The sequence below is a fragment of the Hymenobacter bucti genome (genome assembly GCF_042681145.1).
Lineage (GTDB): Bacteria > Bacteroidota > Bacteroidia > Cytophagales > Hymenobacteraceae > Hymenobacter > Hymenobacter bucti.
In genome coordinates this window covers 1,081,737-1,095,963 of the sequence record NZ_JBHUFD010000001.1, presented here as the reverse complement: position 1 = coordinate 1,095,963, position 14,227 = coordinate 1,081,737, and the positions used below count along the sequence as shown (strand labels likewise).

12 protein-coding genes are annotated in these 14,227 nt (G+C 61.1%); 5 read left to right on the top strand and 7 right to left on the bottom strand.

Translation table 11 applies throughout. The features are described 5' to 3' along the window. Positions 1-60: 60 nt before the first annotated feature. The gene (locus ACFSDX_RS04550) at positions 61-540 is read right to left on the bottom strand and encodes a YciE/YciF ferroxidase family protein (RefSeq protein ID WP_382311996.1); all 480 of its coding nucleotides are present in this window, start codon (positions 538-540) and stop codon (positions 61-63) included. Positions 541-767: 227 nt separating this feature from the next. Between ACFSDX_RS04550 and ACFSDX_RS04545 the strand changes: the two genes are divergently transcribed. Together ACFSDX_RS04545 and ACFSDX_RS04540 are read left to right on the top strand one after the other, a co-directional pair. Continuing rightward, positions 768-3,239 carry a TonB-dependent receptor domain-containing protein gene (locus ACFSDX_RS04545; protein ID WP_382311995.1) on the top strand — a complete coding sequence of 824 codons (2,472 nt, stop codon included), beginning with the start codon at positions 768-770 and terminating at the stop codon, positions 3,237-3,239. Between the two features lie 138 nt (positions 3,240-3,377). Continuing rightward, the gene (locus ACFSDX_RS04540) at positions 3,378-4,505 is read left to right on the top strand and encodes a PepSY-associated TM helix domain-containing protein (protein ID WP_382311994.1); all 1,128 of its coding nucleotides are present in this window, start codon (positions 3,378-3,380) and stop codon (positions 4,503-4,505) included. A gap of 39 nt (positions 4,506-4,544) precedes the next feature. Here ACFSDX_RS04540 and ACFSDX_RS04535 read toward each other — a convergent pair whose 3' ends face one another. Together ACFSDX_RS04535 and ACFSDX_RS04530 are read right to left on the bottom strand one after the other, a co-directional pair. Beyond that, the gene (locus ACFSDX_RS04535) at positions 4,545-4,940 is read right to left on the bottom strand and encodes a hypothetical protein (RefSeq protein WP_382311993.1); all 396 of its coding nucleotides are present in this window, start codon (positions 4,938-4,940) and stop codon (positions 4,545-4,547) included. 39 nt (positions 4,941-4,979) lie between these two features. Further along, complete coding sequence (locus ACFSDX_RS04530; protein ID WP_382311992.1) at positions 4,980-5,660, bottom strand: hypothetical protein; 681 nt, start codon at positions 5,658-5,660, stop codon at positions 4,980-4,982. Positions 5,661-5,787: 127 nt separating this feature from the next. Between ACFSDX_RS04530 and ACFSDX_RS04525 the strand changes: the two genes are divergently transcribed. Together ACFSDX_RS04525 and ACFSDX_RS04520 are read left to right on the top strand one after the other, a co-directional pair. Next, positions 5,788-7,305: a sensor histidine kinase gene (locus ACFSDX_RS04525; protein ID WP_382311991.1), complete on the top strand. Its 1,518-nt coding sequence runs from the start codon at positions 5,788-5,790 to the stop codon at positions 7,303-7,305. Next, positions 7,268-7,957, top strand: a complete 690-nt coding sequence (locus ACFSDX_RS04520; RefSeq protein WP_382311990.1) for a response regulator transcription factor — start codon at positions 7,268-7,270, stop codon at positions 7,955-7,957. Before ACFSDX_RS04525 ends, ACFSDX_RS04520 begins: the two co-directional genes overlap by 38 nt. A gap of 158 nt (positions 7,958-8,115) precedes the next feature. Here the strand turns inward: ACFSDX_RS04520 and ACFSDX_RS04515 are convergent, their stop codons facing one another. Both ACFSDX_RS04515 and uvrA read right to left on the bottom strand, forming a co-directional pair. Continuing rightward, positions 8,116-8,514, bottom strand: coding sequence for a DUF2251 domain-containing protein (locus tag ACFSDX_RS04515; protein ID WP_382311989.1), 399 nt, complete (start codon positions 8,512-8,514; stop codon positions 8,116-8,118). An 18-nt stretch (positions 8,515-8,532) separates the two neighbouring features. After that, on the bottom strand, positions 8,533-11,379 hold the full coding sequence (gene uvrA, locus ACFSDX_RS04510; protein WP_382311988.1) for an excinuclease ABC subunit UvrA: 2,847 nt from the start codon (positions 11,377-11,379) through the stop codon (positions 8,533-8,535). A gap of 171 nt (positions 11,380-11,550) precedes the next feature. Here uvrA and ACFSDX_RS04505 point away from each other — a divergent pair, with 171 nt between their 5' ends. Beyond that, positions 11,551-11,970: a hypothetical protein gene (locus ACFSDX_RS04505; protein WP_382311987.1), complete on the top strand. Its 420-nt coding sequence runs from the start codon at positions 11,551-11,553 to the stop codon at positions 11,968-11,970. 32 nt (positions 11,971-12,002) lie between these two features. On the opposite strand, the gene ACFSDX_RS04500 is transcribed toward ACFSDX_RS04505, so the two are convergent. After that, positions 12,003-13,169 (bottom strand): hypothetical protein, encoded by a 1,167-nt coding sequence (locus ACFSDX_RS04500; protein ID WP_382311986.1) that lies wholly within the window; start codon positions 13,167-13,169, stop codon positions 12,003-12,005. After that, positions 13,166-14,176: a DUF2157 domain-containing protein gene (locus tag ACFSDX_RS04495; RefSeq protein ID WP_382311985.1), complete on the bottom strand. Its 1,011-nt coding sequence runs from the start codon at positions 14,174-14,176 to the stop codon at positions 13,166-13,168. The genes ACFSDX_RS04500 and ACFSDX_RS04495 overlap by 4 nt, the downstream gene beginning before the upstream one ends. Between the last annotated feature and the right edge of the window lie 51 nt (positions 14,177-14,227).

Below are 14,227 nucleotides of genomic sequence, written 5' to 3'. Positions count from 1 at the left end.
AAAAAGCGGTACGTACCATCTGGTACGTACCGCTTTTTGCGTATTGGAAGCTAGGCGCGCCTAGCTGGCGGCCAGCAGCTGGCCGGCTAACTGGGTGTGCTGCTCGTCGGCTTGCTTGGCTTCGCGCACGCAGGCCTCTAGGTTCTGCTCTGCTTGGCTGAGGCCGGCCTGCCCGGCGTAGGTGCGCAGCGTGCCAAACGCGGCAATCCAGTAGTGCAGCGCCAGCTGGCCGGCGGCAATAATGCCCAGGTCCCGCGTATAATCGTCGGGCGCCTGCTGCCGGATTTTTTGGCTGACCTCGAAGTGCGCTTCCAGAATAGGGTTTTCCTGCTCGCCGCCAGTGCCCGCTTCGGCCAGAGCCTGGTCGATGCGCGTGGCCCACTGCTTCGCGGTTTCGTTGCCCTGCTCGAGGGCCGCCTTCAGCTCGGGGCTGTGGACGTCTTTCTGGATTTCGGCCGTGGCGGCGGCAGCTACTTGGCTACCGCCTTTGAGGGCAGCCAGCCCTTGGCCGATGAGCTGCTTAAGTTGTTCGTTTGCCATTGGTTAAGTGCTTTTTTCCTGGTGATGATGTGACCGGGCTAACGCGCTACCTAGGGCAAGGTTCTTACGGTTGAGCCCAGAAAATTCGCTTAGCCGGGCACTACCGAGAGCTTGCTGTTTGAGCGTTATGGGGCTTCGGGACGATTTAGATTCTTTCTAAAGAAAGTTTGAAGCGAGGGCTTCTGAGCCGTTACTTTGCATTTCTTTAGAATAAGTCTAAATTACAAATGCATACTTCTCGTTACCTACTCCTACCGCTGGTGGTTTGTGCCGCCTCCGCTACCGCGCAGGCCCAAACCACTGGCACCATCACCGGCCGCATCACCAATAGCAACGGCGGGGCCGTGGAGGCCGTGAGCGTGGGGCTGCAAGGGCAGGCTAAGGGCGACATTACCGACGAGCAGGGCCGGTTTCGCATCCGGCAGGTAGCACCGGGGCAGTATACCATTATAGTGTCGGCGGTGGGCCTGAAAACCGAGCAGCAGACCGTGACCGTGACGGCCGGGCAGGCGGCAACCATCAATTTCGCGCTGACTGAGAGCGCCGCCGAACTGAAGGAGGTAGTCGTGAGCGGCGCCCGCACCAACAAATTCAACCGCTCGGGTAGCGTGGACGTGGCCAAGATGCCGCTCAAAAACCTGGAGAACCCGCAGGTATACGCCACCGTGGGCAAGGAGCTGCTGACCGAGCAGCTGGTATTTTCGGTGGATGATGCCTCGCGCAACGTGCCGGGCCTACAAAAAATGTGGGAGCCCACCGGCCGCTCCGGCGACGGGGGCTCGTTCTACGCCAGCCGGGGCTTCGTGGTGTCGAGCCAACTGCGCAACGGCGTGGCGGGTGCCGTCACGAGCACCATCGACGCCATTAATTTGGAGAAGTTGGAGGTTATCAAGGGGCCGTCGGCCACGCTCTACGGCAGCGCGCTTACCTCGTTCGGGGGCCTGCTCAACCGCGTGACCAAGAAGCCCTACGAATCGTTTGGCGGCGAGGTGGCCGTGTCGGCCGGCAGCTACGGCTTCCACCGCGTGAGCGCCGACGTGAACACGCCGCTCAACAAGGCCAAGACGCTGGCCTTCCGCCTTAACACGGCCTACAACTACGAAGACGGCTGGCAGAATGTGGGCTACGCGGGCTTTGCCAAAAACCTGGCCATCGCCCCCAGCCTACAGTTTCGGCCTAATGACCGGCTGACCATCAACCTCGACGCCGAGGTGTACCGGGGCACCAACGTGGGCAAGCAGCTCGTCTACTTCACCTTCGGCGACCCCATCCGGAACCTGGGTTTTTCGCGGGCCGATGAGACGCCGCTCGACTACCGTCAGTCGTACATCGGGCCGGGCCTCACGCAAAGCTCGCGCAGCACCAACCTGTTTGGGCAGGTGCGCTACCGCATCTCGCCGAGCTTTACCTCCACCACGTACCTCACCAGCAGCCGCAGCTACTCGGAGGGCAAGGGGGCGTACTTCTACCTGCTGTCGAATGCCGTGGCCAGCGGCGGCGCCATCACCACGCCGGGGGCTAATACGCTGCAGCGCGCCGACCAATCGACGCAGGACAGCCGCACCCAGACTTATGAGGTGCAGCAGCTTTTCAACGGCGACTTTCAGCTCGGCAACCTGCGCAACCGCATGGTCCTAGGTCTAGATTTCTTGCGCATCGACTCCAATGTAGACTTCTTCGGCGGCACCATCGACCAGGTGCCCATCCGCGCCGAGAGCCCCGGCTACCCGGCCGGCTACGACTACCGCGCGTACTTCACGGGCAGCACCGTCAATGCCCTGTACGCAGCCAACCCACCCGCGCACTATCCCATCACGACCAAAGCCAACATCTACAGCGCCTTTGCCTCGGATGTGCTCAACCTCACCGACCAGCTGAGCGTGCTGGCGGCCGTGCGCGTCGACCGCTACGACAACAAAGGTGGCCTGGTCTACTTCCCGGTCAATGCCTACGCCCAAACGGTGGTTTCGCCCAAGTTCGGCGTCGTGTACCAGCCCATCAAGGATCGGGTGGCGCTGTTTGCCAATTATCAGAACAGCTTTCTCAACCAAAACAGCGTGTTTCTGGATGCCCAGGGCGGCTCAAACGTGACCCGGCCCCAGCGCGCCAACCAGTGGGAAGGCGGCGTGAAGCTCGACGCGGCCGGCGGCCGGGTAAGCGCCACGGTGAGCTACTACGACATTCGGGTGAGCAACATCTTGCGCACGCTGGGTTACAACGCCGCCGGCGCCACCATCGGCGTGCAGGATGCCTCGCAGTGGAGCCGCGGCGCCGAGCTAAACCTGACCGCCAACCCGCTGCCGGGCCTCAACATCGTGGGGGGCTTTGCCTACAACTACTCGGTGGTGGTGAACACCAGCGACGACCTCAACGGCCTGCGCCCCGAAACGGCCTCCTCGCCCTACCTAGCCAATGCCTGGGTTAGCTACCGCCAGCCCGCCGGCCCGCTCCGCGGCCTGGGCGTGGGCCTGGGCGGCAATTACGCTAGCGACAACAAGATTGTCAACCGCGTGTCGCTCGGCTCCTTCACCCTGCCCGAGTACACCGTGCTCAACGCCAGCGTGTTCTACGACCTGCCCCACTACCGCTTCTCGGCCAAAGTGGACAACCTCACCGATAAAAAATACTGGATAGGCTACACCACCATGAATGCCCAGAAACTGCGCAGCATCGTGGGCTCGGTGGCGTATAAGTTTTAACTTCAGCTTGTAGCTTGGACTTTGTAGTCCGAGTGCGAGCGCAGCGAGCATCCACGTAGGCCAACGCCTGCAAGCGTAGATGCTTGCTGCGCTCGCGCTCGGACTACAAAGTCCAAGCTACTTTCAGCAAGTCCTCCTATGACCTTTCGCAAAGCAATCGGAAAGCTGCACCTCTGGCTGGGCCTCGCCTCGGGGCTCATCGTGCTTATCGTGAGCTTGTCGGGGGCCGTGTTTGTGTTTCAGGACGATATCCGCGACCTTACGCAGCCCTGGCGCAAAGTGGAAGTACAGGCCCGGCCCATGCTGCTGCCCTCGGTGCTGCAAGCCACAGCCACGAAGGCCCAGCCCGGCTTCACCGCCTCCTGGACCACCTACAACGGCCCCGACCGCTCGACTGCCGTGTACCTGAGCAAAGGAGAGGAGGTGTACTACGCCTTTTTGAATCCCTACACCGGCCAGCTGCTGAAGGTCCAGAACCTAAAAACCGATTTTTTCACCATCGTGCAGTACCTGCACATGTACCTGCTGCTGCCGCCAGCCATCGGCAAGTGGGTGGTGGACATTGCCGTTATCACCTTTGTAATCATGCTCGTGTCGGGCCTGGTACTGTGGTGGCCGCGCAATAAGGCAGCCCGCAAGCAGCGCTTTTCGGTGAAGTGGGAGGCCTCGCCCAAGCGCCGCACCTACGACCTGCACAACGTGCTGGGCTTCTACGCCAGCGCGCTGGCCTTAGTGATAGCCCTCAGTGGCCTCTGCATCAGCTACGAGTGGCTGATGAATGGCATCAGCACTGCCGTTAACGGCGGCCGCTCCATCGCCCCCGAAAACGCTGAACCTAAGGCTGATACTTTACTTACCGCGCGCCCCGCCCGCCCGGTGGTTGATGTGGCATATGCCTATCTGCGGCAGCAGTCGCCCCAAGCTGAGATGCTGCTCATCGGCCCCGTCGGCAAGGCCGCCGAGCCCGTCTGGTGCACCGCCTACGGCCAGGCGCTGCACTACTACCACCGCGATGAGTATCGTTTTCACCCCCGCACCGGCCAGGTGCTGCTAAACCAGCCCCACGCTAGCAAAAGCCCCGGCAAGAAGCTCTCGGACATGAATTACGACCTACACACCGGCCTTATTCTGGGCTTTGGCGGTAAGGTCATTGCGTTCATGGTCAGCCTCATCTCCGCCAGTTTGCCCGTCACGGGCTTCCTGGTGTGGCGCGGCCGGCACAAGCACCGCAAGCCTCACCAGCGTCCGGCGCTGGCCACCGCCTAGGTCAGGCACCAATTTGATTTAAGCTACTTGCCCTAGGGTTTATTGCAATGGAAATTTCTCGAAAGACACGTTGCTCATCACGCCTTTCTCGTATTTGGCCAGGCAATTCTTGTTGAATTCAGGGCTGAAATTCACCTCGCCGGGCTGCACTGTCTTGGGCGCTGGCTGGCCCTGGCGGAAGAAGTAGATTGTCGTTTTGCCATACTTGGTGTAGGGCGCCAGGTCGCCGTACTGCCGCATTTCTTGCCAGAGCGTGTCGGCCACCGTCACGGCCGCCACCCGGGTGATGGGGCCGGTATTGTTCTCGTTGCGGTAGCTGGCCACCTCCTGAAAATTACCCGGCAAATCCTGCCCGGTGGGCTGGCTCAACGAGTCGTAAATAAACCAAGCAAGTAGCGCCACCACGGCACCTAGGGCGAGATATTTTAACTTCATAGTGAATAGCGCCAGTAGCAAGCTTGCCTACATAAGCGCTTACTCAACCGTTAGGTTATAAACGATGAAGTGCGGAATATTAAACGCGCTGTACCAATCTTTTACGGGCGTCTGGCTTTGCACCAGCTGGCAATAGAGCAGCCAGCCGGGTTGCTCGTAGGGGAGGGTGTACACTAAAAAAGGCACTTTTTGGCCCGCCGCAAAGCTGCGTTCCAGAGTTGGCTGCTGGCCTGGCCCCAGGGCCGTGGCCGGTTGGCGCGGCCGGTAGGGCCAAATGTCTGGCCGCAAGCTGTACAGTGCGCCTTTGCCGGGCAACGCTTCGAAAGATTTGATATTTGCGCCTTTAGCGAAGAGAAACTGAACTTCTAGGCGACTTTCCGCAGCTTGGTGCGCAAAGACATCGAAGCTGAAGCGCCCTTGGGCATCGAAGGTTAGCAGCCGGGCTACGTCGCCGACCAGCTCCTTCTCGGCCTCGGCCACGCCCCGGCGATACTCCTGGTACGTGAGGTGAAAGTGCTTGCCGGCCAGCCGCGGGTTGGTGGCGTCAACGTGCCACTTTTCGACGTGCAGCGCCCGCGCCATTAACTGGTGCAGCTCCGCATTATCAGAGCCAAAATGCAGCGCCATCCGCACGCTGTCGGGGGCCGGCGCGGCCGGGGGGCGCTGGGCGTGGGCCACTGTGGCCCAGCCGGCAAATGCGTAGAGAAGGAAGGCTTTCATAGAATGAGGTATTTTTTGACAAACCTCGCCGCTGCCTTCACCTCGCCTTAGTTAACACCCGTTAAGAAGTGTTAAGGTGTGTTAAACCTCGGCCATTTTACTTATTCGCCGGCTACTTTCGGGCCGGATGACGCGACGAATCAAGCTTTTGGTGGCCCTCATGGCCGGCTGCACCCTGGCGCTACTGGGCCTGCAAGCCTACTGGAACTACCAGGCCTACCAGCAGGCACTCCGCAGCTTCCGGCGCGACGCCAACGAGGCGCTGGCCGACGCTACCCGGCAGGAAATTCGGCTGCGCCAGGAAGCTTTACTCCAGCGCTGCCGCATCTGGCTGGCCGACACCAACCAGTTTGTGATAAGAGCGCGGGTGGATAAAAAGGAGGGCTACACCATCTTCTCGCTCGCCGACAAGCACCCCGCGCCCACCGAAAAGCGGCTACCGTATGACATCGGCTTTCAGGATTTTCACCTAAAAACCAAGCGGCTTGATACCGACGGCCGCGCCTTTTTTATCAAGCGCTTCACCGCCGGCGCCGTGGCCGACAATGTGCGCGAGGGCCTGGCTTATTTCTACACCCGCGCGCTGGGCGAGCGCCTGCACGCCGCCTTTCGGGCCGACACTGTGCATACCCGCCGCCTAGGGCAGCTATACGCCCGCGCCCTGCGGCAGCGTGACATTCCGACGCCGTTTCGGCTGGTGCTGGCACGGCAGTCGGCCGACAGTAAAGAGTTAGTTTTTGCCACGAGTTCATTCAACACCAGCGCCTTTGGCCGCAAGGATATGCTGTTGCGGGCGTGGTTTCCGAACCCGCAGCGCGTGTACCTACGCCGGATGCAAGGCGTGCTGCTAGGCTCGGTGGGGCTGATTGGCATTGTGATGTTTTGCTTCGCCTACACCGTGCAATCACTGCTCAGCCAGGAGCGGCTGGCGGCGCTCAAAGACGACTTTGTGAGCAATATGACCCACGAGCTCAAAACGCCCGTGGCCACCATCGGCGTGGCGGCCGAAGCGCTGGAGCAGTTTGACCTCGGCCCCAAGGCCAGCGCTGAATACTTGGGTATTATCCGGCAGCAAGCCGGCCGCCTAGGCGCCCTCATCGACCAGATTTTGCAGAGTGCCGTGGCCGAGCAAGCCGGCCCGCCGCTCGCCCGCCGCCCCCTAGACCTAGGGCCGTTGCTGACTCACGCGCTGACGCAAATACAGCCGCAGTTAACCCAGGCCGGCAGCCCGCTGGTGTACGACGCACCGCCCGCCGCCTTGCCCATCGTCGGCGACGCTATACACCTCACCAACGTGCTCATGACGCTCTTCGACAATGCGCTGAAGCACGGTCGCCTAGGTGGCAAAATTCGGCTGTGGAGCGGCGTGCATGGCGGCGCGGCCGTGGTGCAGCTCATCAATGAAGGGCCAATTATTCCGCCGCAGTACCTAGGGCGGGTGTTCGAGAAATTCTTCCGGGTACCCACTGGCAACCGCCACGACGTGCCCGGCTACGGCCTGGGTTTGCACTACGCCCAGACGGTAGTGCGGCACCACGGCGGCACCATTGCAGTGCGCAGCCAAGACGGGCGCACCACGTTTACCATCACCATTCCCCTCGCGCCCCATGTCGCCCTCACCCCGGTTGCTGCTCTTGAAGGATGAGCTGCCGCTCGCCCGCATCGTGCGCGAAAGTCTGGAGCACCAGGGCTACCAGGTGCACCACGCGGCCAATGGCGTGCTGGGGCTGGCCGCGTTTCAGCGCGATGCCTACGACCTGTGCATCGTCGATGTGATGCTGCCGCAACTCGATGGCTTCGCCTTCGTGGCCGAGGTGCGACGCACCAATCAGCAGGTACCCATCCTGTTTCTCACGGCCAAGTCGCAGCCCGCCGACGTGGTGCAGGGCTTCGGCGTGGGCGGCAACGACTACCTGCGCAAGCCCTTCAGTCTCGAAGAACTGGCCGTGCGCCTACGTGAGCTGCTGCGCCGGGCGCCCGCCGCCACGCCCGAACTACCGGCCACCATCGCCCTAGGTCGCTACAGTTTCATCCCATTCAAGCAAGAACTGTGGTTAGATGGCAAACTCATAATCAAGCTTTCACACCGCGAAAGCGAGCTGCTGCGCCTGCTTGCCAGCCACCGCCCGCACCCGCTGGCGCGCCAAGCCACGCTGCTCCAACTTTGGGGCGACGACTCGTTTTTTCACGCCCGCTCGATGGACGTGTTCATCTCGCGCCTGCGCAAACACCTGCGCCACGACCCCAACCTCGCCATCCTCAACATCAGAGGGGTCGGCTACCGGCTGGTATCGTAGCGGCTTAATTTCAACCTCAACCCTAGGTCTACCCACCCGCTCGCAAAGCCACCGAACACCCCCAACAACTTCTGAGCAAGCTATTTATAAGTTTCTACCTAGCTTCTAGCACGTTCTCTTAAGCAGCTACCCTCACTCCTACTAACTGGCAGCGTAGCTCAGGCTGCGAAATACTGTTCTATCAACTCGTCGGTTAGCTCTCGCTTCAGGGTTTGGCCGTTGCTAGCCGCGGGGAAAGCATTGCGGCAAAAGCCCGCCGAACGCTGAAAATCGTACAGCGCGTGGCCGTAGCCGTTGATAAGCAACACGGCCGCAGTCCAGGTTTCATCCCAAACTAGCTGAACCTTCACCGGAAGGTGTCGGTCGGTCACGTTGGCGACGTCGTACACGTGCAGGGCGTCCAGTATTTCCAGGTCGGCCCCAGGCCGCACGGCATAGAAATAGCCCGTGGTGCCATCATCTTCAAAAATCACACTGCGCTCGCCCCCCACCGCCGTGCTCTCCACAACGGTGTTTGGGGTGCCAACCGTAATTTTTTCTTCGGTACCTAAGTGCATAGCAATGGGTTGTAAACGCTAGCCTTTTACTTTATCGGCTAGAAACCGCGCCGTATGGTTCGTGTCCTTGAGCTTCACCAGCTGCTCGGGCGTGCCCTCAAAGAGCAAGTGGCCGCCGTTGATGCCACCCTCTGGCCCTAGGTCGATGAGCCAGTCGGCGCACTTAATGATGTCCACGTTGTGCTCGATGATGAGTACCGAATTACCCTGCTCCACCAGCGCGTTCAGCGCGCCCAGCAGCTTAGCAATGTCGTGGAAATGCAGACCAGTGCTCGGCTCATCGAAGATGAATAATATCTTATCTTGCTGTAAAGTAGCGCCTTTGGTGAGGAAGCTCGCCAGCTTCACGCGCTGGGCTTCGCCGCCGCTGAGCGTGTTGGCCGACTGCCCCAAGCGGATATACCCTAGGCCCACGTCGAGCAGCGGCTTGAGGCGCTCGGATACTTTAGGCTGGCCTTTGAAGAACTCCACGGCGTCGGCCACCGTCAGGTCGAGCACCTCGAAGATGTTCTTGTCCTGGAATTTGATTTCCAGAATATCCTGCTTGAACTTGTGGCCGCCGCAGCTTTCGCAGGTCAGGTAGATGTCAGCCATGAACTGCATCTCGATTTTCACCTGGCCCTCGCCCTGGCACACCTCGCAGCGCCCGCCCTCCACGTTGAATGAGAAGTGCGACGGCTTCAGGCCGCGCGCCTTAGCCAGCGGCTGCTCCGAAAAGAGCGAACGAATGGTGTCGTAGGCCTTTACGTAAGTCACCGGGTTCGAGCGCGACGACTTGCCTATGGGGTTCTGGTCCACGAATTCGACGTGCGTTACCTGCCCGTTCACGCCCAGCAAACGGTCAAATTTGCCGGTGCTTTCGCCCGCGCCGCCGCCTAGCATCTTCATCAGCGCCGGGGCGAGGATGCGTCGGATGAGCGTCGATTTGCCCGAGCCGGACACGCCCGTTACCACCGTCATTACGCCCAGCGGAATCTTGACGCTCACGTTCTTCAGGTTGTTTTCGCGGGCGCCGGTCAGCTCCAGCGCGTTGCGCCAGGGGCGGCGCACGGCGGGCACCGCCACTTCGAGCAGCCCGCTCAGGTACTGGCCGGTGTAGGTTGCCGTGTCGCGGGTCAGCTCGTCAAAAGTGCCCTGAAACATGAGGTTGCCGCCGCCGCTGCCGGCTTCGGGGCCGATGTCGATAACCTGGTCGGCGGCCTCCATCATCTTCTCCTCGTGCTCCACCACCACTACCGTGTTGCCCAGCGCTTGCAGCGAGCGCAGCACGCCAATCAGCTGCTCGGCATCCTTAGGGTGCAGGCCGATGCTGGGCTCGTCGAGCACGTACATCGAGCCCACTAGCGCTGAGCCCAGCGAGGTGGCCAGTGAGATACGTTGGCTTTCGCCGCCGCTCAGCGTATTGCTCAAGCGGTTGAGGGTGAGGTACCCTAGGCCCACCCGATTGAGGTAACCGAGGCGGTTCGTGATTTCGGCCAGCAGGCGGTCGGCCACCGCCATATCGTGCTCGCTCAGGCTCAGGTTCTCGAAGAAAACCTGCGCATCGGCGATGGGCAGCAGCACCAAATCGGTGATGCTGCGACCGTCGATTTTCACGTACTGCGCGTCTTTGCGCAGGCGGGTGCCGCGGCAATCGGGGCAGGTGGTGCGGCCCCGGTAGCGGCTTTGCAGCACGCGGTACTGAATTTTGTGGGTCTGCTCGCTCACCCATTTGAAGTACGCATCCAGGCCCTCAAAATACTTGTTACCCGTCCACAGCAAGCGCTGCTCGGCGGAGCTGAGGTCATTGTAGGGGCGGTGAATAGGGAAATCGAACCGGATGCCATTCTTGAGCAGCGGCTTCAGCCACTCGCCCTGCTTTTCGGTGCGCCAGGGCGCAATGGCGCCCTCGTACACCGTCATGCTCTTGTCCGGAATAACCAGGTCCTCGTCAATGCCCAGCACCGAGCCGAAGCCCTCGCAGGTGTGGCAGGCGCCGTAGGAGTTGTTGAAGGAGAAGAAGTTAACGCTTGGCTCCTCGAATACCTCGCCGTCCAGCTCAAACTTATCGGAGAAGGTGCGCGTCTCGTCGTCTAGCTTCACCACGCAGGTGCCGTGGCCCTCAAAAAAGGCCGTTTGCACCGAGTCAGACAGGCGGAATTGCAAATCCTCGTCGCCCGGCTGCACGGCGGCGCGGTCGATGAGGATGGAAATATCGCTCTCCACTTCAGGCTTGCCTTCGCCGATAAGGTCTTCAATAAACGCATTATCGCCGCTCGCCAGCACCACGCGGCCGTAGCCTTTTTGCAGCAGCAAATCCAGCTCCTTGCTCATCGGGCGGCCGGGCTCGGTGCGCAGCAACGGCGCCAGAATAGTGACGCGGGTATCGGCGGGCAGGCTGAATAAAAAGTCTACCACATCGGCCACCGAATCTTTACGCACCTGCTCGCCGCTGACGGGCGAAAACGTGCGGCCCACCCGCGCAAACAGCAGCTTGAGGTAGTCGTAAATCTCGGTGCTCGTGCCCACCGTCGAGCGATTATTCTTGATGCTGACCTTCTGCTCAATAGCGATGGCCGGCGAAATGCCCCGGATGTAATCCACGTCGGGCTTGTCCATGCGGCCCAAGAACTGCCGGGCGTAGCTGCTCAGGCTTTCCACGTACATACGCTGACCCTCAGCGTACAAGGTATCGAAGGCCAGGCTCGACTTGCCCGAGCCCGAGAGGCCCGTGACCACGATAAACTTGTTGCGGGGCAGCGCCACGCTCAGGTTTTTGAGGTTGTGGACGCGGGCATTCTTGATAAGAATAAACTGGCGCGGGTCGAGGTGGTCGATTTCGTCGTGGGCCGGGGCGGCCACTTGCAGAGCGGAATTGTCGGACATGAATGCGGTAACGCCGGCCGGGGGGCGGAAGGTTTCGGGCGCGGGCGCAAAGGTCGGGCGTAATCGAATAAGCGGTAGGACTTTTTACTATGCTTTGCTCTCCTTACCCTTCTCTATATAGTTACGTTACGCTCTCAACCTGCTGCACTTCCTGCTCGTAAGTTCACGCCTATGTTACTTGAAGAACTACGTTCGCCGGTTGGGAAGCTATACTTATCCATTCAGCAGCCCGAAAACGCCCAGTGGATTTATGCCGATTGGATGGGCTACCCCACCAGCAACAACGTGGCCGCTGGGGCCATCGCCTACCTCAACTGGATGCAGAAGCAACACCTGCACGCCGTACTCAACGACAACCGCCACCTGGTGGGCCGCTGGGACAGCTCGCTCGACTGGCTCGAGCAGGTGTGGGTGCCCCACGCCGTGCAGTGCGGCATCCGCTACTGGGCCCACCTCGACAATGCGGAGGCCATGTCGGCGCAATCGGCTGCCGCGCTGCGGGCCCGCATCAAGGGCCAGTTTATGATGGAAATGTTCAGCGACCAAGCTGAGGCTGAAAAGTGGTTGCGCAGCCACCTAGCCCACCGGTAGCCGGGCGCAATGGCCAGCGCCGCCGCTGTGCCTCAGTAGCGGCCCTCAGCCCCACTGCCCCCCGAGTGCCCGCCGCCAAACTCAAACCCCACCTCGGGCGCAGCCGGCGCGTGGGCCGTCTGGGCTACTACCAACGTTTCTAGGTTGAAGTGCGACGCTGCCTCCTCATCAGCGGCCGCCGTGAGGCCGTGGCGGGGCGTGCGCAGGTAGCGCAGGGCCGCCAAGGAGCCTAGGAGCAGCACGGCCCCGCCCACGGTAGCCGCAATTTCGGGCGGCAGCAGCGAGCGGTAGTAGCGCAGTGTGAAGAGGGAAAAAGCCAGCGCCAGCAACCCTAGGGTCAGCAGCAGCCGGTCGTGGCGGCGCAGGCCCAGCCCGATGTACACCACTGGCATACCCGCCGTGCAGGCGTAGAACAGCGGCGCCAGCGGAATCTGCCCCGACGGGCCACCGCCGCCCAGCAGCTGGGCGTTGCCCTCGCGCACTACCAGGTAGTTGCCGGCCAGGTAGAGCGCGGCTAGCCCCAGCGTACGCAGCACCAGCCCGGCACTGCGGTAGTAAAAATAATCGGTCCGGTTTGGTAGCTGCCGCAGGGCCAGCAGCAGGCCACCCGCGGCGGCCATTGCGCCAAATGGTAGCAGTTGACGACCTAGGGTGCTTTGCAGCAGCACATTGGCGAGTAATGCCAAGGCGGCGCTGAAGCTGGCGGCTGCCACCAGCGGGTCGGCGTAGCGTACTAGGGCGGCCAGCAACACTGGTAGCAGTAAAAGCAGTGAGCAAGTAGTAACAGTTGAGCTGGTGGCTAGCTGCTCGCTTATCTCATTCGCCAAAAAACCCCAGGCTACTAGGGCAATATAAAGCAGTGCGTTATCAGCCCCGGAGCGGTAATGCGAGGAGCCTTTGATAGTAAGCTCCAGCAGCACTACCGCACCCACTACAACCAGCACGTCATAGGCAGTGGGGGGTAGCTTCCCCTCCGTTATCAGGACCGAAAAGCCCAGCGCGGCGGCGATTCCCAATACCGTAAGGATTAGCAGTAAAATTCGTATCCAGACATTGGGGCGATAATAGGGGCTGGGGTACGCTGCGTTGATAGCTACTTGCTGGGCCGGCGTGAGCAGGCCGCGTCGTTGCCAGCGGCGGGCGGCAGCCCGCATGGCGTCGGCAGTGGCCCAAGCCAGCGGATATGCGTTGAGACTCATGCGATGTGCAGCACTTTCTTAATATTAATCAACAGCAATATTAGCCCCAGAAAACTGAGCGGAAAGTAGAACATCCCTAAGGTAATAAAACCTTCTTCTATGCGGAGAAACATGCCCAGCATGATGAGCATGGCGGTGAAGGCAACGTAGCCGTAGCCCACCGCCAGCAGCAAAAACACGTAGGACTGCGTGCGCCGGGCGTACCACACCAGCATTCCGCAAATGCCTAAAATCAGCAGCGCTACCAGCCAAAAACGTAGCAAGGCCGACCATTCGGGCCTATTACTTGAGCCCTCAAAAAGCCGCACCATGGCCGCCAGCAGCGCCACGTTGCTGCCCAGCAGCAGGTAAGTATAGGAAAAATGCGGCTTGCGGCGCAGTTGCTCCGAAAGCAGGCCGGCCGCCAGCAGCCCTAGGCCCAGCAGCAGCCCCGGTCCGCTCAACTGCGCCGCCGGAAAGCCTTGGGTGAAAAGGGTAAGCGGCGCCACGCTCACGCCCACCCAGGCGGCCAGCGCCGTAATGGCCATCGAAAGCACGCCGCGGTGGTCGAAGCGGTAGGCCAGGTAAAAAAATAATCCCGCCGGTAGCACCGTGGCCAGCCCGTAACGCGCGCCAAACAGCTCATACTGAGCTTGCAAATATCCTTCCAGCACCAGAAACAGCAAGCAGCTGAGCAGCAGCAGGTAGTCGGCCGCGATGGCGGTACGCGGCGCCTCGCCCCACGTAAACGGCGCCCGGTGGCGGGCGGCGTAGGCATAGGAACCAACCATTGCCAGGACGATAGTGCCGATAATAACCCCGTGCCCGATGCTGCTAAGGTGCTGATACACCAGCACCCCCAGCCCGCCCACCAGCAGCATGCTGCCGAGGTAGAGCAACGCCCGCAGCTCATAGTGCAGCGAGAAGGGCCGGGTGCGCTCATCGGCCCGGATGGCATCGGCTTGGGTAGGTGGCAGCAGGCCCTCGGCTTCGAGGTCGGCCAGCAAACGCAGGGTAGGAGCAGCCATGAAACGATAGAAACCAGGTAAAACCGACCGTAAACATAGGTTGCTGAGGGC